Genomic DNA, 19,408 nt, shown 5'->3' with positions numbered 1-19,408 from the left:
AAGGAATGTCGTGACCTCCGACAGCCGCCCACCCAACCCCGCCGAGACTCGCAGCACGAGCGAGAGCGAGAATCCGGCGATTCCGTCGCCGGAGCCGAAAGCGCATGCGCCCCTGACCAACAAGGACTGGTGGCCGGAGCAGATCGACCTGCAGAAGCTGCACGCGCATTCCTCGCTGTCCAACCCGCTCGGCCCGGACTTCGACTACAAGAAGGAATTCGCGAAGCTCGACGTCGAGGCGCTCAAGGCGGACCTCGTCTCGCTGATGACGCAGTCGCAGGATTGGTGGCCGGCGGACTACGGCCACTACGGCGGCCTGTTCATCCGCATGAGCTGGCACGCGGCCGGCACCTACCGCATCTACGACGGCCGCGGCGGCGGCGGACAGGGTGCGCAGCGCTTCGCCCCGCTCAACAGCTGGCCGGACAACGCCAACCTCGACAAGGCCCGACGCCTGCTGTGGCCGATCAAGCAGAAGTACGGAAACAAGCTCTCGTGGGCGGACCTGCTGGTCTTCGCCGGCAATGTCGCCCTGGAATCCATGGGCTTCAAGACGTTTGGCTTCGGCTTCGGCCGCGAGGACATCTGGGAACCGGAGGAGGTGTTCTGGGGCCCCGAGGACCAGTGGCTCGGCACCGACAAGCGCTACTCCGGTGAACGCGAACTCGCCAAGCCGCTGGGCGCCACCACGATGGGCCTGATCTACGTCAATCCCGAAGGCCCCGAGGGCAAGCCGGATCCGATCGCCGCGGCCTACGACATCCAGGAGACCTTTGCCCGGATGGCCATGAACGACGAGGAGACCGCGGCTCTCATCATCGGCGGCCACACCTTCGGCAAGACCCACGGCGCCGGGGACGCGAGCCTCGTCGGCCCCGAGCCCGAGGGTGCACCGATCGAGCAGCAGGGTCTGGGCTGGAAGTCCAGCTACGGCAGCGGCAAGGCCGAGGACGCCATCACCTCCGGCCTCGAGGTCGTCTGGACCAACACGCCGACCCAGTGGGACAACAGCTTCCTGGAGATCCTCTATCGCTACGAGTGGGAGCTGCAGAAGAGCCCGGCCGGTGCGTGGCAGTACGTCGCCAAGGACGGCGCGGGGGCAGGCACCATCCCTGATCCCTTCGGCGGCCCGGGACGCGCACCCACGATGCTCGTCACCGACGTCTCGATGCGCGAGTCCCCGATCTACGCCGACATCACCCGCCGCTGGCTCGACCACCCCGAGGAGCTGGAGGTGGCCTTCGCCAAGGCCTGGTACAAGCTGCTCCACCGTGACCTCGGTCCGGTCAGCCGTTACCTCGGCCCCTGGGTCGCCGAGCCGCAGATCTGGCAGGACCCGGTGCCCGCCGTCGACCACGAACTGATCGACGACGCCGACGTCTCGTCGCTGAAGAGCAAGCTGCTCGAGGCACTTTCGCCGACGCAGTTGATCAAGACCGCGTGGGCGTCGGCCGCCAGCTTCCGCAGTACCGACAAGCGCGGCGGGGCCAACGGCGCGCGCATCCGCCTCGAACCGCAGAAGAACTGGGAGATCAACGAGCCGGGCGAACTCGCCAAGGCGCTGCCGGTGTACGAGCAGGTCCAGAAGGACTTCAACGACTCCGCCTCCGGCGGCAAGAAGGTGTCCCTCGCCGACCTCATCGTCCTCGGCGGTGCAGCCGCTGTCGAAAAGGCCGCGGAGGCAGCGGGATTCCCGGTCACGGTGCCGTTCACGCCGGGACGTACCGACGCCACGCAGGACGCCACCGACGTCGACTCGTTCAAGGTGCTCGAACCGCGCGCGGACGGCTTCCGCAACTACAGCCGTGGCGGCGAGAAGGCACCGCTGGAGGAGCTGCTCCTCGAGCGCGCCTACATGCTCGATCTGACCGCACCCGAGCTGACGGCACTCGTCGGTGGCCTCCGTGTCCTCGACGTCAACTACGGCGGATCGAAGCACGGCGTGTTCACCGACCGCCCCGGCGTCCTGTCGACCGACTTCTTCCGCAACGTGGTCTCGATGGACTACGAATGGAAGTCGGGTTCCGACGAGAACGTCTACGAGGTCGTCAACCGCGCCACCGGTGAGACCAAGTGGACGGCGACGACCGCCGATCTGGTGTTCGGTTCGCATTCGCAGCTCCGCGCGCTCTCCGAGGTCTACGCTCAGGACGACTCCGCCGAGCGGTTCGTCAACGATTTCGCCAAGGCGTGGGCGAAGGTGTCGGACAACGATCGTTTCGATCTGAGCTGATCCAGGGCCGGATCGATCGGGGGCACCCCGCGGACCAGGGCCGCGGGGTGCTTCCGTGTCCGGGACCGGTTATAGTATGGATTGAGTAAATTCTCAATCCATCAATCCGTCATGTCGCTGATCAGACCGTCCCGGAGTGACCCGTGCCCGATACCGGCCCCGACCAACCGCTCTACGAGATCAAGGCCAACCTCTTCAAGGCCCTTGCCCACCCCGCGCGCATCCGCGTTCTCGAGGTGCTCAGCGCCAACGGTGAGCCGACACCGGTCAGCGAACTCCTGGCGGCCACCGACCTCGAGCCGACGCTGCTGTCGCAACACCTGGGCGTCCTGAAACGCCACCGGGTGGTCACCGCCAACCGCGTCGGCAACGCCGTCTTCTACGAGCTCGCCCACCCGAAGATCTCCGACCTCCTCGTCATCGCCCGCACCTTCCTGGTCGACACCCTGGACGCGCAGCGTGACCAGTTCGACGCCATCTCCTCGCTCCCACCGGTGACCCGCAAGTGAGTGCCGCGATCACCGCCACCCTCTCCCGGGTCGCCGGATTCATCCCCCGCCGCAGCGACTACGCGGGACTTCGACGCAGCTGGCGCGCCGACGTCGTCGCGGGCATCACTGTCGGTGTCGTGGCCCTCCCGCTGGCCCTGGCCTTCGGCATCAGTTCGGGCGTCGGCGCCGCCGCCGGCCTGATCACCGCCGTCGTCGCCGGGCTCGTCGCCGCGATCTTCGGCGGCTCACACGTGCAGGTCTCCGGCCCCACCGGCGCGATGGCCGTCATTCTCGCGCCGATCGTCGCCGAACACGGACTGGGCAGCATCGCGATCGTCACCATCCTGGCCGGCGTCCTGGTGCTGATCGCCGGCATCCTCGGTCTCGGCCGCGCCGTCACCTTCATCCCCTGGCCGGTCATCGAGGGGTTCACCCTCGGCATCGCCGCCATCATCTTCCTGCAGCAGGTTCCGGCCGCATTCGGCACCGTCGCCCCGTCCGGCGAACGCACCCTCAACGCGGCCGTCGACGTCGTCGTCCACGCCGACTGGTCGGCCGCCTGGCCCGCGCTGGCCGTCGTCGCGATGGTCGCCGCGATCATGATCGTGCTGCCGCGCCTCCACCGCGGTATCCCCGAGTCCCTCACCGCCGTCATCGTCGTCACGCTGGTCGTCCACTTCACCGATGTCTTCGACGTCGCCAGCATCGGCGAGCTGCCGTCGTCGCTGCCCGCGCCGTCGATCCCGCACGTCGACCCGGCCATGCTGCAGACGATCCTCGGCGCCGCGGTCGCCATCGCAGCACTCGCCGCGATCGAGTCGCTGCTGTCGGCACGGGTCGCGGCCACCATGTCTCCCACGGGCCCCTACGACCCCGACCGCGAACTCTCCGGTCAGGGTCTGGCCTCGATCGCGTCGGGGATGTTCGGCGGCATGCCGGCCACCGGAGCCATCGCCCGCACCGCGGTCAACGTGCGGTCCGGCGCACGGACCCGAGTGGCCGCGATCGTGCATTCACTGCTGCTCCTCGCCGTCGTCTATCTGGCGACCGGGCCGGTCTCGACGATCCCCCTCGCCGCGCTCGCCGGGGTGCTCATGGTGACCTCGTTCCGCATGGTGTCGGTCGGTACCGTCCGCGCGATCCTGCGGTCGACCCGCTCGGACGCCCTGATCTTCGTCGTCACCGCGATCATCACCGTCACCCTCGACCTCATCGAGGCCGTCCAGATCGGCATCGTCGTGGCCGCGTTCTTCGCCCTCCGCCAGGTGGCGCAGCGGGCGAGCGTGACCCGCGAGCCCCTGCCCGGCGAACCTCGACCCGGCGACGAGCGGATCGCGTTGCTCCGGCTCGACGGCGCGATGTTCTTCGGCGCCGCCGAGAGGATCTCGACGACCATCGCCGAGGGTGCCGACCGCAACGAGTCGGTTTCGGTCGTCATCATCCGGATGTCCCGCCTCGGCATGCTCGACGCGACGGGCGCCCACTCGATGGCCGAGATCGTCACCGAACTCGAGAAGCGCGGGATCACCGTCATCATCAAGGGCGTGCAGCCCGAACACCTCGACCTCCTCGAAGGGGTCGGGGTCTTCGAGGAGCTGCGCCACGACAATCATCTCGTCGACACCCTCGACGAGGCCATCGCCCACGCGCGGAGTCACGTCGAACGCGAGACAATATGAACTACCTGCACCGACGCGGGTCACCAATGCACCGCGGCGCCCCGGCTCGGGCGGCATCAAACCACAAGACCCGAGGCCCCTGAACGCGAGGCTGATCACAGGGGGCAGAATCGGGGAGTAGTTGTCACACGAGCACACCGCAAGCGTGGTATCGGTGAAGCCTGACTCACAAGGTCGCCGGCGACACCGGTTAATACAGACAGAATCGAGAACATTAGGCATGAGCACCCAAAAGCCGACCATCATCTACACGTTGACCGACGAAGCTCCGATGCTTGCCACCCACGCGTTTTTGCCGGTGGTGCGCACCTTCGCCGGGGCGGCCGGCATCGAAGTCGACACCAGCGACATCTCGGTCGCAGCGCGCATCCTCGCCGAATTCTCCGATCTCCTCCCCGACGACCAGAAGGTCACCGACAACCTCGGCGAACTGGGCAAGCTCACCCAGGACCCCGACACCAACATCATCAAGCTCCCCAACATCAGCGCCTCGGTCCCGCAGCTGCTCGCCGCGATCAAGGAACTCCGCGAGAAGGGCTACGACCTTCCCGAGTTCCCCGGCACCCCGAAGAACGAGGAAGAGCAGGCGATCCGCGACCGGTACACCAAGTGCCTTGGCAGCGCTGTCAACCCGGTCCTGCGCGAGGGCAACTCCGACCGCCGCGCCCCGAAGGCCGTCAAGGAGTACGCGCGCAAGCACCCGCACAGCATGGGCGAGTGGTCGATGGCGTCGCGCACCCACGTCGCGCACATGCGCGAGGGCGACTTCTACCACGGTGAGAAGTCGATGACCGTCGACGGCGACCGCAAGGTCAAGATGGAACTCATCCCCGACGACGGCAGCGAGACCCTGATCCTCAAGCCCGAGGTCTCGCTCACCGACGGCGATGTCATCGACAGCATGTTCATGAGCAAGAAGGCGCTCATCAAGTTCTACGAAGAGCAGATCGAGGACGCCTACAAGACCGGCGTCATGTTCTCGCTCCACGTCAAGGCAACGATGATGCGCGTCTCGCACCCGATCGTCTTCGGCCACGCCGTGAAGGTCTTCTACCGCGAGGCCTTCGAGAAGCACGGCGACCTGTTCGACGAGCTCGGCGTCAACGTGAACAACGGCCTGTCGGATCTGTACAGCAAGATCGAGTCGCTCCCGAGCGCCCAGCGCGAGGAGATCATCGACGACCTGCACAAGTGCCACGAGCACCGTCCCGAGCTGGCCATGGTCGACTCGGCCCGCGGCATCTCGAACTTCCACTCCCCCAGCGACGTCATCGTCGACGCCTCGATGCCCGCGATGATCCGCGCCGGCGGCAAGATGTACGGCGCCGACGGACGCCTCAAGGACACCAAGGCCGTCAACCCGGAGTCGACCTTCTCCCGCATCTACCAGGAGATGATCAACTTCTGTAAGACCAACGGGCAGTTCGACCCGACGACGATGGGCACCGTGCCCAACGTCGGCCTGATGGCGCAGAAGGCCGAGGAGTACGGCTCGCACGACAAGACCTTCGAGGTCCCCGTCGGCGGCACCGCCAACATCACCGACATCGAGACCGGTGAGGTCCTGCTGACCCAGACCGTCGAAGAAGGCGACATCTGGCGTCTGTGCATCGTCAAGGACGCCCCGATCCAGGACTGGATCAAGCTGGCCGTCAACCGTTGCCGTGACTCGGGTATGCCGGTGCTGTTCTGGCTCGACCCGTACCGCCCGCACGAGAACGAGCTGATCAAGAAGGTCCACAAGTACCTTCCGGAGCACGACACCGAGGGTCTCGACATCCAGATCATGTCGCAGGTCCGCGCCATGCGGTACACCCTCGAACGCGTCGTCCGCGGCCTCGACACCATCTCCGCGACCGGCAACATCCTGCGCGACTACCTCACCGACCTCTTCCCGATCCTGGAGCTCGGAACCAGCGCCAAGATGCTGTCGATCGTGCCGCTCATGGCCGGCGGCGGCCTGTACGAGACCGGCGCCGGCGGTTCGGCACCCAAGCACGTCAAGCAGCTCATCGAGGAGAACCACCTCCGCTGGGACTCGCTGGGTGAGTTCCTCGCCCTCGCGGTCAGCCTCGAGGACCTCGGCAAGAAGTTCGACGACAAGCGTGCGGTGATCCTGGCGAAGGCGCTCGACGCCGCTACCGGCAAGCTGCTCGAGAACGACAAGGGCCCGTCGCGCAAGACCGGCGAGCTCGACAACCGCGGCAGCCAGTTCTATCTGGCCCTGTACTGGGCCCAGGAGCTGGCCGGCCAGACCGAGGACGCCGACCTCGCCAAGCTGTTCGCGCCGCTGGCCGAGACCCTCGCCGCCAACGAGGAGACGATCGTCGAAGAGCTGAACTCCGCTCAGGGTCAGCAGGTCGACATCGGCGGTTACTACTACCCCGACTGGGACAAGACCGCCGCGGTCATGCGCCCGAGCAAGACCTTCAACGAGGCTCTCGCTTCTGTCGAACTCTGACGTCGACGCACGATTCGAAAGCGCCCCGGGTGATCTGATCACCCGGGGCGTTTCGTCGTTTCGGACGCTACCGTCGAAGCATGACCGACGCCGACATCAACTTCTACTTCGATCCCGTCTGTCCGTTCGCCTGGATGACGAGCAAATGGGTCCGGAAAGTCCAGGCACAGCGCGACTACACCGTCGACTGGCGGTTCATCTCGCTGCGACTGCTGAACGCGCACATCGACTACGACAAACACTTCCCGCCCGAGTACGAGGCCGGACACACGGCCGGACTCCGACTGCTCCGCGTCGCCGCGAGTATCCGTCGTGAACACGGCCGAGCCCCCATCGGCCCGTTCTACACCGCCCTGGGCACGCAGTTCTTCGAGGAACACACCGGCACGTACACGGTCGACAACACCGACCATCGAGGTACGGTCGGGTTCCTCACGCCGGTTCTGGACGACCTCGGACTACCCGCCCACCACCTCGACGCACTGGAGAACACCGACTTCGACGCGGAGATCCGAGCCGAGACCGAGGAGGCGCTCGCACTGACCGGCCGTGACGTCGGCACACCGATCATCCACTTCCGGCCGCCGGAGGGCGTCGCCTTCTTCGGGCCGGTCATCAGCCGCCTGCCGAGCGACGAGGACGCAGTCACGTTGTGGGACCACGTGATCGGGCTGGCGAGCTTCCCGGGATTCGCCGAACTCAAGCGGAGTCTCCGGGAGAAGCCGCAACTGCGGGCGTTCGGAGTGACCGACGACGAGGCGCCCGAGCAGGAGGACTGGCACGCCGGCAGCCGCCGGACCCAGAAGGGCTGATCAGGCCTCGGAGGCCTGCACCTGCAGCGCCGACGCCCACCGCTCGGTGTAGTCGGCGAGCCGGGTGTCCTCCGTGTAGGTCGAGTCGATCAGGTACAGACCGGGCACCGGGCACACGGCGCCGAGTTCGACGAGCACCGGCTTCAGCAGCAGGTCGGGCGCCATGGCGTGCGCCGGACCCGCACCCAGCATCAGCGGCACCGCGGTGACGCCGCGCAGACCGTCGCCGGTGGCGAACTGGTCGAGGAACAGCTTCAGGACACCGGTGTAGGTCGCCTTGAACGTCGGGCTCGCGAAGGCGACCAGGTCCGAGGACGCGACGGTTTCGACGGCCGCCTTCACCTTCTCGTCGCCCCAGCCGAGGAGACCCGGGCCGAGTTCGATGACGTCGACGACGTGGTCGGGTGCGGACCCGGTCAGCGACTCGGCGAGCCGATTGGCGGCGTCGAGCGTGCGGGAACCGGGTTTGGGATTACCTGCGACGACGGTGGTGGTCATGGCGGTGCCTCTCGTGGATGTTCAGCCGTCGGTCGACGGTGCGGTCAGCCGGCCGAGGAACTCCTGGGTGCGCGCCAGCGACCAGACCTCGGCCATCTTCTGTTGCATGTCGAAGAGATTGGCATGGTGAATCGCCGGATCACGATCTCCCACAGCCTCTTCGACGACGATCGGGATGAAGCCGTGCTGCATGGTATCGAGTGCGGTGGCCCGGACGCACCCGCTGGTCGAGAGACCGGCCAGGAACACGGTGTCGATCCGCAGCGAGGTCAGGTAGGAGTTCAGGCTCGTACCGAAGAAGGCGCTCGCGTACTTCTTGGTCACCAGCAGCTCGTCGGGCAGCGGCGCGAGACCGTCGATGAACTCGCCGAACGGACTGCCCTCACAGAATGCCTTGAGGGTCCCCGCCTTTCGGAAGAAGATCCCGGCGTCGGCACCGTCGCGCCGTAGTCGCACCTCGGTGACGATCACCGGGATGCCGGCCGCCCGGGCCGACGCCAGCAGGGCCCGCATCGCCTCGACGTTCTCCTCCACTCCCGCATAGAGCGCGCAGTCGGGGTCGATGTAGGCGCGGGCCGGGTCGACGAGCACCAGCGCGGGACGCTCCCCCGGCAACAGTTCCTGCCCGAAACCGGCCTGCGCGTAATCGGTTGCCTGCTCGGCCCGTCCGAGTCGTGGCGATGCGGGCGCTGAGGTTTCGCTCATGCTGACTCCTTCGTCGTGGCGTATTCGGGGACGGGCGCCGTATCCTGGGTCCTGGGCATCTGATGTCGCGGAAAGCATAGACACACAACGATCCCCACCGCGGACAGCGCTCCGAGCACGACGCCGGCGAGTTGGAGGTTGTCCACGAACCGGTTGAATTCGGCGGCGTCGAAGGCGGCCGGGGACCCGCCGTACGCCGCCTGTTGTGCAGCCGCACCGAGCCCGATCGGGACGATCGCGACGACTATCGCGGTGCTGAGCAGATTTCCGACGTTCTGCAGCGTCGAGCGCATCCCGTTCGCGATGCCGCGCCGCTGCGCCGGCACGGTCAGCATCAGCACGCTCGTGCTCGGCGTCATGAACAACCCGATGCCGGTGCCGATCAGGAACAGGAACAGTGCGGTCACCGGCAGCGAACCGTCGGCCGACAGCACGAGGGCCACCCCCAGGACGCCGGCGGTGTTCAGCACCATTCCCGACGCGGCAAGGGTTCGAGGCGCGATTCTGGTGACCAGCCACCCCGCGGCCGACGCCGCGATGACGGTACCGGCCGCGACCGGCGTGACGAGCAGACCGGCGACGAACGGGGATGTCCCGTCCACGGCCTGCACATACAGCGAGATGATCAGGGCCACCGCGTAGGTCGCCGTCGCGGTGAGCAGACCGGCGAGGAGCACCAGCGAGATGCCACGGTCGGCGAACAGCGTCAGGTCGATGAGCGGGTGGGCACGCCGGCGTTGGACGACCACCAGCACCACGGCGACGATGACGCCGACCGCCGCGTACGACCAGGGCAGCCAGGCGGCTGAACCCGGACCCGGGGTCAGGGCCAGCACGACGACCGTCAGCAGTGTGGTCGCCAGTAACGCACCGCCGAGGTCGAACGGTTCGCGGGAGCGGATGCGGCCCACGCTGCGCGGGATCACGAGCAACGACGACACGGTGGCGATCAGCGCGATCCCGAGCACCGCGACGAACAGTCCTCGCCACCCGATCAGCGCGGTCGCCGCACCGCCGACGACGGGTCCGATGATCTGTCCGAGCGCGGCGACCGTCGCGTTCCAGCCGAGCGCCTGGCTGAGCAGATGGGGCGGAAAGGTGTCGGTCAGCAGCGCCGTGTTGTTGGTGACCACCGCCGCCGCTCCGACACCTTGCAGAATCCTCGCCACGATGAGGAATTCGGCGGACTGGCTCACGATGCACAACGCGGAGGCGAGCGTGAACACGATCAGGCCCGACAGATAGAGCGGCCGGCGTCCGACGATGTCGGCGAGTCTGCCGAACACCAGGATCAGCGCGGTGGTGACCACCATGTAGCCCAACAGGATCCACGTCGTCTGGGTGGGCGTCGCGTCGAGTTCGCGACTGAGCGTCGGCAGGGCGACCGTCAGCCCGCTCATCGCGACGAAGACCGCGATCACACCGATGCTCGTGGCGGCGAACACCCGCCACGGGTGTGGGTGCAGCATCGCACCGCACGTGGACACCTCACTCATGGACGACGCCGGTGATGGTCGGTGAGCGCAGGCGCCCGTTGGCTCAGCGCTCTGATGTAGTCGATCGCGGCGGGCGCACGGCCTCGCGCGATCCGCACCTGGGTGCCGAGTTCCGGGCAGTGGGTTGCGGTCACCCTCGCGTCCCGATCGGGGTGACGGTCGTCGGAAGCGCGTCGTCGTCGCGGCCCGACCGTCGATCAACCGGAAGTGGTTGTAGAACACCGGAGGTCAGATCGTCCAGCAGCGATATCACATCGGCACGGCGATCGCGTCGCAGCGGCAGCGCGCGTCGCGCCTCGGTGACCCGGTCCAGGTCTATGGTGAATCGCAGTGTCTCGCCCGATCGATGTGCAGGCGCCAGCGCGACGATCTCGCCATTGGGGGCGATGACGCAGGACAACCCGAAGTAGTCGACGGTGACCCCGTTGAGCGTCTCGGGCCCGGCCCGGTTGGCCGCGATGACCCAGGTCTGGGATTCCAGTGCACGCGTCTGCAATTCGGCGAGGAAGAGGTCCTCGCGGGAGCCGAGCGACGAGACGACGGCCAGCATCACCTCGGCGCCGAGCGCGCGGGCGACCGCCCAGTACTCGGGGAAGGTCCGGTCGTAGCAGATGACGCACCCGAAGCGGGTGCCGAGCAGATCGGCGGTGGCAGGCGCCGGCCCCGGAGCGAAGTGGTACTTCTCGTCGATGTCGATACCGCTGACCTTGCTCGCCGGCAGCGACAGCTTCCGATACGCGGGCATCAGGCCACCATGCGGGGTTCGCCACTCGACGATCTCCCCCGACCCGTCGACGATGACGACCGAGTTGTGGAACGTTCCGTCCGTCGTCCGCTCGTAGGTACCGAATGCGATGGCACATCCGCGCTTTCGTGAGATGGTGGCGAACCGTGCGGTCGCCGCCCCGGGGATGGTCTGCGTCCATCCCGTCCGGTCGGTGTCGTGGCTGGTGCAGAAGTACGGCGCGGTGATCAGCTCGGGCAAGACGACGAGGTCGGGCACATCCCCTTCCGTCGCGGCCTCGACCGCATCGACGAGTCGATCCAGATTGTGGTCGACATCCTCGGTGAGCTCACCGATCTGCACGACAGCAATATCCAACGCCTGCACCATCTTCACCCTTCTCGAATCCCCGCCTGGTCGACCTCGATACGCCCCTCGGCCGGCAGGGCCGAGCTTGCGACGAGCCGCTTCCCCGCCGGTTGACCTCGATACGCCCCTCGGCCGGCGCCTCGGGCCTACTCGGCCACCATGGCCGAGCTTGCGGCGAGCTGCTTCCCCGCCGGTTGAGTAGGCGAGGAGCTTGCGACGAGCCGTATCGAAACCACCTGGTGAGCAGACCATCCGGCCCGCCCACCAGGTGTCGTCTCACGCCGCGACGACGTCCTCCTGGCGGCACCTCATCAACGGCTGGATCTTCGTTCCGAACGTGTCCACCCCCTGCACGAAGTCGTCGAAGGTCAGCATGATGCCCTTCACCCCTTCGAGCTCGGCGACCTGGTCGAGCATCTTCGCGATGGTCTCGTACGAACCGACGAGGGTGCCCATGTTGAAGTTCACCGCGCCCTCGGGCAGCGAGATCGTCTTGGCGGTCGAGCTGTCGTCGGCGGTCGCGTCGGCGGCCGACTCGTCGGCCATGTAGCCGAGCGCGGCGAGGTCGGCGTTGTCGTGATAATCCTGCCACTTCGCCTGTGCCGCTTCATCGGTCTCGTCGGCGATGATCATGAACAGGACCATGGCCCCGACCTCACGGCCCGTTTCCCTGGCGGCGGCGACGAGGGTCGCGGTCGACTCCTGCACGGCCAGAGGTGTGTTCACCCCCGAACCGAGGACGAAGTTGAAGTCGGCGTTCTCCGCGGCGAACTTCATGCCGGTGTTCGACTGTCCCGCTGCGACGATCGGTGCCGTCTTGGCTGCCGGCGGCGGGGACAGGACGCAGTCGTCCATCGTGTAATGCTTGCCCTTGAAATCGCTGGAGCCGTCGGCCCACAGCTCACGCAGGACCTTCACGTACTCTCCGGCCTGCTCGTACCGGTAGCCGAAGTACTCCTCGCCCGGCCACAGCCCCATCTGCGTGTATTCGCCGGGCGCCCAACCGGTCACGATGTTCACACCGAACCGTCCCGGGGCGATCGAGTCGATGGTGCTCGTCATCCGCGCGACGATTGCCGGCGGCAGGGTGAGGATCGCGGTCGAGGCGAACAGTTTGATCCTGTCGGTGACCGCCGCGAGACCCGCCATGAGCGTGAAGGATTCGAGGTTGTGGTCCCAGAACTCGGTGTCACCACCGAACCCGCGGAGCTTGATCATCGACAGGGCGAAGTCGAGGCCGTGCTCCTCGGCCTTCTGCACGATGGTCTTGTTCAGCTCGAACGACGGCATGTACTGGGGCGCGCTCTTGGAGATGAGCCAGCCGTTGTTGCCGATGGGGATGAAGACGCCGATTTCCATGTCACTCCTACGCTGCGTTGTCGTGTGAAACCCCGCGCGCGCCGCGATGCCGCGCCTGGTCTCCGCCGATGGATTGCGGTCCAGTGGTGGCCTCGATGCCGCCCTCCGGCCGTGTCGGCCGGGTCGCCCCGAACTGGATGCATTCGAATGTATGCAGGGGTTTTTGCGTGTCGATGATCCGACGGTTACGGAAGTGTTGCCGGGCTCGGAGACGTCGTTCACACCTGCTCGGCGCGCGGGCCGACGCTGCCGCGCCGGACCCATTCGACGCCGAACTGGCGGTGCACGGGGCCGCCCGCAGCGCCGTCGATGCGCGCCAGCAGCAACTCGGCTGCGGCGAGTGCCATGTCCTCGAGTGGCTGACGGACGGTGGCGAGGTCGAAGATCGACCAGCCCGCCAGGTCGAGATCGTTGTAGCCCACGACCGAAACATTTTCGGGCACAGAAAGTCCCAGCCGTTTGGCCGCGTCGAGCGTTCCGAATGCGACGTAGTCGGTGGCGCAGAACAGCGCCGTGGGCCGATCGGCACGGCCGAGCAACCGCAAGCCGCCGTCGAGGCCGGTCTTGGCGTCGACGTCGCCGCGGTACACCAGCTCCTCCTCGAGACCTACTCCGAGCCTTGCCAGTTCATCCCGGAACCCGGTCTCGCGGAGTTTGATGCTCGGGTTGTCGACCGGCCCGGAGATCAGTCCGACACGACGATGCCCCAGCTCCACGAGGTGCTGCGCGACGAGCCGGCCGCCACCGATGTTGTCGGAGGTGACGCGGTCGACGCGTCCCGCCTGCGCACCGTCGACGTCGCGGCTGAGGATGACCAGCGGCATCCGCCAGTCCAGCATCTGCGACACCACCGGCGAATCGAGACGGGCCGAGATGTAGACGACGCCGTCGACGAGTCCCCCGCGCAGCGCCTCGAGGTCCTTGTCCAGGGTGTCCGTCGAGCCCTCGCGGTCACTCAGCAGCAACACGCGATAGTCGTCGCGGGCGAACCGGTCCTGAAGTGTGTTGGCGAGAACCGGAAAAGACGGGTTCCGCAGGTCACCGGTCACCACCCCGATCGTCGACGACCGACGCGTGATGAGACTCCGCGCGGTGACGTGCGGGACGTACCCCATCTCCTTGGCCAGAGCCTGGATCTGGTCGCGGGTCTCCTTGATCACCCGCGGGTCGTCGCGCAACGCACGCGACACCGTCGACTGTGACACCCCGGCCCGGCGGGCGACGTCGTACCCCGTGACGGGTTTGTTGCGCACGAGGGAGATTCTAGGAGCCGACGACGATGTGGCCCGCGGCAGAACGCCTTAGGACACTCCGACCGCGTCACGCGCCCCGCCTCGACGCCGCAGCACGAACAGGACGCCCGTCGTGACCACCAGCGCCACGATCGTCGCGATGGAGACGCCCACGACGGCAGTCGTCTCGCCCTGCGCTGTGGCCAGGATGCCGAGGAACGCCCAGATCAGCGTCAATGGATAGGCGACCAGCACGGACCCGACCGCGGCGGTCACCGCGAGGCCGAACAGGGCGCACAGGATCAGGATCGTGAGCTGCCAGCCGAGGGACTGCGGGTCGGCGAGGTCGGCGCCGATGGCGGCCGCCCAGTTCTGGAAGACCGCGGCCGTCGCCCATGCTGCGTAGACGCCGACCAGGATGCGGGCGAGCACCCGCAGCCACCCCGGCGCCGCGTCGTCGGCGGGACGCGCCGCGATCCGTGCGGCGTCGAGCAACACCACCGTCATGACGGTCAGCACGATCGGGGTGACCCATGTCCATTCCGCGGCGGACACCAGAATCCAGATGGCCGCGCCGGCGAAGGCGATCTCGAGATCGATGAGAAGACGCCGCTGGTCGGCGGTTCCCGTCGATCCCTTCCACACCACGGCGAGCGCGAAGACGAGCGACAGCAGGTAGATCAGGCTCCAGATGGAGAACGTCCACCCGGCCGGCGTGATCAGCAGATCGGTCGTCGACTCATTGGGCGATGCACCGATCCCGGAGAACGGCACAACCGGCGCCACCACCTGCGCCACTGCGAGAATCACGGCGAGCCAGGTGATCGGACCGGAGACGCGTGCGACGGGTGCCATGACTCCCACCGTAGGCACACGCTCGACACGGACCGGAGAAAACCGCCTGACCTGCGATGTCACCGACGGTCGACGACGGTCAGGAGGTCGTGTCCGCCGTCTCGCGATCCGCGGGACGGGCCACTGCCGGCATGGCCGTCGACCGCGCACGACGGAGCACCAACGCGATCGCGATCGCCGACATGACCGCGTAGACCACACCTATCACCACGGCCCCGCCGATGGTTCCGGCCAGCTGTCCGGCGATGCCGTCGAGAACCACCATCACCCCCGCCCCGCTGTAGGCGAAGGCCGAGAACGTGGCCGCCACGCGTCCCTGCTGGATGGGCGTGAGCCCGACGGTGATGTACGCCAACGCGACCCGGTACCCGCCGGCCTGGCCGATGCCGCCGATGACGGTCCCCAGCAGCATCACCTCGAGAAGGCCCCCGCGAGACCGGCGATGGCGATCGACCAGCCGACCGCCAGCAGGATCGCCACGGACGGCAGTGAGGTGATCACGCGGAGCCCCACGCCGGCGAAGTTCGCGAGCATCGAGACGATCAAGCATGCGCCGCCCACGCACTGCGCGACGAGCAACGAGTCGCTGATGCCCGTCGCGAGAATCGCATTCGGCATGGCACCCACCGCGAGCGCGCCGATGGCCCATGCGAGACCGCCGACGAGGAACGCGCCGGGATCACGGGATCGGGACTCCTCGACCACCACGTCGAGATCACCGGTGTGGGCCGAGGGCACGTCCGCGATCTCCTGTCCGACGGTGGGCACCGGATCTCTGCCCAGCGCGAGGAGATCCGGAGCCGCCCGGAGTCCGGCGAACAGGAAACCGAGGCAGATCGTCATCACGACCGCGTGGATCGCGTAGACGGTCACCAGCTGCCAGGGCAGGTACACCGCGATGAGGATCGCGGCGATGAGACCGGTACCGGCACCGATGAGGGACCCGGTCGCCATGAACGCGCGGCCCTTCTCGCCTTTCGCGGCCACCATCATCGCCGCCGCCGCACCGGTACTCAGGGCGACCGACGCACCGGTCATCAGACGCCCGGGGAACAGTACGAGTGGATACCAGGCGCCGACGATCTCCACGAGGTCGCCGACGATCGCCGTGCTGAACGCGATGGGCAGCACCTTGCGCGTGTGACGGATGAGCGGGCCGCGGGCGGAGATCAGCAGGATGACGATGAGGGCGACGAAGTAGGTCGCGAACAGTACCGCCGCCGCGGCCGGCCCGAATCCATGGCGATCCATGTATCCGGGCAGCAGCGGCGTCATCGCGTTGGACCCGCAGATCGCGAGGATGAAGCCCACACCCGATGCCCCTGCGAGCAAACGGGTTCCGGCGCCTCCTGTGCCCGCCGCGACCTTCACTGTCATGTGTCCTGCCTCCTCATGCCACCGGTGGCCGTGGAGGCGCCGGACGGCACCGCGGCATCACCGTGCAGGAGTACTCAATCCGAGAGCTGTAACCGATCGGCAACCTGACCGTGGCGCGCGTATTGCGCACCTCGGTCATCGAACGTCGACACGCTGACCTGCCCGGATGCCGATCGCCTCGCGAACCACGCCGGATGTCACTGTCGATCCCGGTTGCCCCGATCGACTTGTGAGCCACGCGAACGACTAATCTGGCTGGCCCCACAGGATCGAGAGGAGTTCGAGTGAGCGGCAGCGTTCTCGCACTGGTTCACGGCGTGCGGCCGGAGTGGCGCGAAGCGGTACTCGGTTCGTTGCTCCCCGCCTTCACCGGCCGCGGATTCGACGTCGTCATCCGTGACGTCGAATACGGATCTCTCCCCGACGCAAACGGATTCGACGCCGCCTGTGTCACCGGGTCCCCGGACTCGGCCTTCGACACCTCGTTGCCGTGGGTCGAATCCGAGCTGCGGTACCTGTCCGACACGATCGCCCAGCAGGTCCCGATCTTCGGTGTCTGCTTCGGCGCCCAGATCCTCGCGTGTGCCCTCGGCGGTGCGGTGGCACCGAGCACGCGTCCCGAGCACGGCTTCGTCACTGTCAGAACCACCCGGCCCGATCTGGTCGAGGCGGGCCCGTGGATGGAGTTCCACCACGACACCATCACGGTGTCCGACGTCGCCGAGGTGATCGCGGTCAACGACGCGGGCGTCCAAGCCTACGTCTCCGGACCGCATCTGGGCGTGCAGTTCCATCCGGAGATCACGCCGGACTGTTTCACCGGGTGGCGCAAGGGATTCACGAGCGTCCGGTCGGGCAGCGACGACGGCAGGGTCGACACCCGGGCCCTCGCCGTCGAGATCGATTCTGCCGCAGCCGAGGCCGCGGCCCGCTGCGACCGACTCGTCGAACGATTCCTCGAGCACGCCGGGATCGGCATCACTGCTGCCTGAGATGCGAGGAGCGTTGGCGACGAGCCACGAAGGCCCGGCGGCCTCAGACTCTCGAATCAGCCCGTCGGCTGAAGTCCCACGTACTTGTCGGCGACGCCCGGGGCGTCGAGCTCCCAGTCGGTGAACTCGTACAGGTCGGTCGCCACCTCGGTGATGACGTCGCGTAGTTCGAGCTGCTCGAGCCAGCGTTCGGGGATGACGCCGGCACCGTCACGCGCGCCGAGCAGGTTGCCGGTGATCGCTCCGGTCGAGTCCGAATCACCATCGTGGTTCACCGCGAGCACGACGCCCTGCTCGAAGTCGCCTGCGACGAGTGCACAGTAGATCGAGATCGCGAGCGCTTCCTCGGCCACCCAACCCTCGCCGAGTCGGCAGATCGCTTCTTCCGGCGCGACGTCTTCGCCGGCGAGTCGTTCGGCGAGTTCGACGGCGGTCAAGATTTCCTCGTGCTGCGGCTTGGTGTGCAGAATGGCCTTCGCCGCGCTCAGCGCCTCGTCGAGCGTGGCGCCTTCGACGAGCTCACGAACCATCAGCGCGACGACACCGCCGGTCAGCGACCCCGACGGGTGGCCGTGGGTCAACGCGGCGATCGCGGTTCCGAGATCGAAGGTTCCCATCGCCGACCACTCGGCGCGCGCGGCGAACAACCCGACCGGCGCAGCGCGCATGACCCCGCCGCAGCCCTTGCTGTCATTGGCCGCCGGTGAGCCCGGCCGCGTCGTGGAACGCAGGGCACTCAGGCAGGTGTTTCCCGGAGCGCGCTGGCTGTGGAGTTCTCGCTGTCCCGTCAGCCAGCTGGTGCGCTCCCCCATCGGCAGCACACCGTGCCGGGGATGTTCGCCCTGCGTGATGAACCATCGGAGGTAGGCGCGCGCAGTTGCCGCCGCGAAACACGAGATTCCGCCGTCGCAATCCCGCAGCCACGCGCGCAGCAGTCCCTCGGCCGTGAAGAGGGTCATCTGGGTGTCGTCGGTGATGGTGCCGGAGCCGCCGTAGGCCGGCGCGTAGGAGGTGATGCCCGTCGGGCCGAACCGCTCGATGATCGCCGATCGCGACATGAACTCGACCGATCCCCCGAGTGCGTCACCGACCGCACCCCCCACGATGCAACCAACAAAACGTTCTTTCATCGGCGTCACCTGCGCTTTCCAGAATCTTCCAACCATGTTCACACGGGTCGGCGACGTTCGCAGGCCGGAGGTTCGATTGAGGCCTACGTCTCGTCGTGAAGTTGAGTGTGACCCCTTCGCCGGTCAGATCGGTCGGCGGAGCCGGCCCGCAGGTTTGTCAGACCCCCGGGGTAGAACTGAAGACACAGAAATCGATGACGCAGCAGTAGTCGACGACGGCCCCAACCAACCGCATCACCTCCATGAGAGGGACGGCTGCCGTCATGATCGACACCGACACCACGTCACTCGACGCACTCCTCGACCAACTCGTCGAGATCACCCCGCCCTCCGACGACCCCACACCGGCCGCACGACGTACGCACAGTTGAAGTCCTGGCGGCTGATCGGCAACGTCGCCGACCACCAGATCGCCACCCACGCAGCGACTCTCGACTCGCTGGGCGTTGCGGAGAAAGCCGGGTCGACCACCAAGAAACTGCTGATCGAGATGGGATTCCCGCCCGCAGCCGCCACCCGCACCACCGCGCACCAGTTCCGTTCCCACTCACCGTTGCAACGTGAGCGGGAACGGAATGGGTGAGCGGGACCCGGCGCTCCGCCGACGAGACGGCCACCCACCCCACTGCCGCGACTCGAACATACGTGCGATAATTCCTCCGTGGGCATGAAGTGGATTGGCGGGGACAACGGCCAACCACACCGGCCGGCGTTCGTGCGGGTCGGCCACAAGGCGGTGCTCATCGACCTGGGCGCCCTGTACCCGACAGCACCCCACTTCACCGGCGAGTACAACCCGGAAGGCCTGCAGATCCGCTCCGTCCACCTGGGCGTACTCACCGAATGGGGTCGCGACGAATGGGGTGCCTGGTACGGCAAGGTGACCTACACGATCACCGCGAAGGACCGGCAGGAGAAGGTGACGCACTGGGTGCCGTCCTGGGCCCTACGACCAGCCGGGGGCCCGCCGATCTCCCGACGCTGACGCACACCGA

Annotated in this window: 17 protein-coding genes and 1 pseudogene; 8 read left to right on the top strand and 10 right to left on the bottom strand. The window is 67.2% G+C overall.

Going from position 1 to position 19,408, the window contains the following annotated elements; translation table 11 throughout:
* Positions 1–10: 10 nt before the first annotated feature.
* The 5 genes from katG (at position 11) to BLU62_RS28160 (ending at position 7,676) form a co-directional block, all read left to right on the top strand.
* Entirely contained in the window at positions 11–2,233 is a 2,223-nt protein-coding gene (katG, locus tag BLU62_RS28180) for a catalase/peroxidase HPI (RefSeq protein WP_074853757.1), read from the top strand.
* 143 nt (positions 2,234–2,376) lie between these two features.
* Entirely contained in the window at positions 2,377–2,742 is a 366-nt protein-coding gene (locus BLU62_RS28175) for an ArsR/SmtB family transcription factor (RefSeq protein ID WP_074853755.1), read from the top strand.
* Positions 2,739–4,403 (top strand): SulP family inorganic anion transporter, encoded by a 1,665-nt coding sequence (locus BLU62_RS28170; RefSeq protein WP_074853753.1) that lies wholly within the window; start codon positions 2,739–2,741, stop codon positions 4,401–4,403. Before BLU62_RS28175 ends, BLU62_RS28170 begins: the two co-directional genes overlap by 4 nt.
* A gap of 220 nt (positions 4,404–4,623) precedes the next feature.
* Positions 4,624–6,864 (top strand): NADP-dependent isocitrate dehydrogenase, encoded by a 2,241-nt coding sequence (locus tag BLU62_RS28165; RefSeq protein WP_074853751.1) that lies wholly within the window; start codon positions 4,624–4,626, stop codon positions 6,862–6,864.
* An 80-nt stretch (positions 6,865–6,944) separates the two neighbouring features.
* Positions 6,945–7,676 carry a mycothiol-dependent nitroreductase Rv2466c family protein gene (locus tag BLU62_RS28160; RefSeq protein ID WP_074853749.1) on the top strand — a complete coding sequence of 244 codons (732 nt, stop codon included), beginning with the start codon at positions 6,945–6,947 and terminating at the stop codon, positions 7,674–7,676.
* Here the strand turns inward: BLU62_RS28160 and BLU62_RS28155 are convergent, their stop codons facing one another.
* The 9 genes from BLU62_RS28155 to BLU62_RS28120 form a co-directional block, all read right to left on the bottom strand.
* Positions 7,677–8,174 (bottom strand): NADPH-dependent FMN reductase, encoded by a 498-nt coding sequence (locus tag BLU62_RS28155; RefSeq protein ID WP_074853746.1) that lies wholly within the window; start codon positions 8,172–8,174, stop codon positions 7,677–7,679. It lies immediately after the preceding gene.
* Between the two features lie 21 nt (positions 8,175–8,195).
* A complete protein-coding gene (locus BLU62_RS28150; RefSeq protein WP_074853744.1) occupies positions 8,196–8,879 on the bottom strand; it encodes an isochorismatase family protein in 684 nt (227 codons plus the stop codon).
* Positions 8,876–10,375 (bottom strand): MFS transporter, encoded by a 1,500-nt coding sequence (locus tag BLU62_RS28145; RefSeq protein ID WP_084811961.1) that lies wholly within the window; start codon positions 10,373–10,375, stop codon positions 8,876–8,878. Before BLU62_RS28145 ends, BLU62_RS28150 begins: the two co-directional genes overlap by 4 nt.
* A gap of 130 nt (positions 10,376–10,505) precedes the next feature.
* On the bottom strand, positions 10,506–11,489 hold the full coding sequence (locus BLU62_RS28140; RefSeq protein WP_074854294.1) for a carbon-nitrogen hydrolase family protein: 984 nt from the start codon (positions 11,487–11,489) through the stop codon (positions 10,506–10,508).
* Between the two features lie 255 nt (positions 11,490–11,744).
* Positions 11,745–12,827, bottom strand: a complete 1,083-nt coding sequence (gene rutA / locus BLU62_RS28135) for a pyrimidine utilization protein A (protein ID WP_074853741.1) — start codon at positions 12,825–12,827, stop codon at positions 11,745–11,747.
* Between the two features lie 218 nt (positions 12,828–13,045).
* On the bottom strand, positions 13,046–14,080 hold the full coding sequence (locus tag BLU62_RS28130) for a LacI family DNA-binding transcriptional regulator (RefSeq protein ID WP_074853739.1): 1,035 nt from the start codon (positions 14,078–14,080) through the stop codon (positions 13,046–13,048).
* Positions 14,081–14,128: 48 nt separating this feature from the next.
* Complete coding sequence (locus BLU62_RS28125; protein ID WP_074853737.1) at positions 14,129–14,914, bottom strand: MFS transporter; 786 nt, start codon at positions 14,912–14,914, stop codon at positions 14,129–14,131.
* Positions 14,915–14,993: 79 nt separating this feature from the next.
* Entirely contained in the window at positions 14,994–15,326 is a 333-nt protein-coding gene (locus tag BLU62_RS34120; protein WP_244278425.1) for a hypothetical protein, read from the bottom strand.
* On the bottom strand, positions 15,326–16,291 hold the full coding sequence (locus tag BLU62_RS28120; protein ID WP_244278424.1) for an MFS transporter: 966 nt from the start codon (positions 16,289–16,291) through the stop codon (positions 15,326–15,328). The genes BLU62_RS34120 and BLU62_RS28120 overlap by 1 nt, the downstream gene beginning before the upstream one ends.
* Before the next feature lie 284 nt (positions 16,292–16,575).
* Here BLU62_RS28120 and BLU62_RS28115 point away from each other — a divergent pair, with 284 nt between their 5' ends.
* Positions 16,576–17,283, top strand: coding sequence for a type 1 glutamine amidotransferase (locus BLU62_RS28115; protein ID WP_074853735.1), 708 nt, complete (start codon positions 16,576–16,578; stop codon positions 17,281–17,283).
* Positions 17,284–17,339: 56 nt separating this feature from the next.
* Here the strand turns inward: BLU62_RS28115 and BLU62_RS28110 are convergent, their stop codons facing one another.
* A complete protein-coding gene (locus BLU62_RS28110; protein WP_074854293.1) occupies positions 17,340–18,413 on the bottom strand; it encodes an ADP-ribosylglycohydrolase family protein in 1,074 nt (357 codons plus the stop codon).
* Between the two features lie 263 nt (positions 18,414–18,676).
* On the opposite strand from BLU62_RS28110, the pseudogene BLU62_RS28105 reads away from it, so the two are divergent.
* Positions 18,677–18,939 (top strand): annotated as a pseudogene (locus tag BLU62_RS28105) (HNH endonuclease); the annotation flags it as partial.
* Between the two features lie 141 nt (positions 18,940–19,080).
* Positions 19,081–19,398, top strand: coding sequence for a hypothetical protein (locus BLU62_RS28100; RefSeq protein ID WP_074853734.1), 318 nt, complete (start codon positions 19,081–19,083; stop codon positions 19,396–19,398).
* Positions 19,399–19,408 lie beyond the last annotated feature (10 nt).

It is taken from the genome of Gordonia westfalica, assembly GCF_900105725.1.
Lineage (GTDB): Bacteria > Actinomycetota > Actinomycetes > Mycobacteriales > Mycobacteriaceae > Gordonia > Gordonia westfalica.
This window is presented reverse-complemented; position numbering and strand designations above follow the sequence as displayed.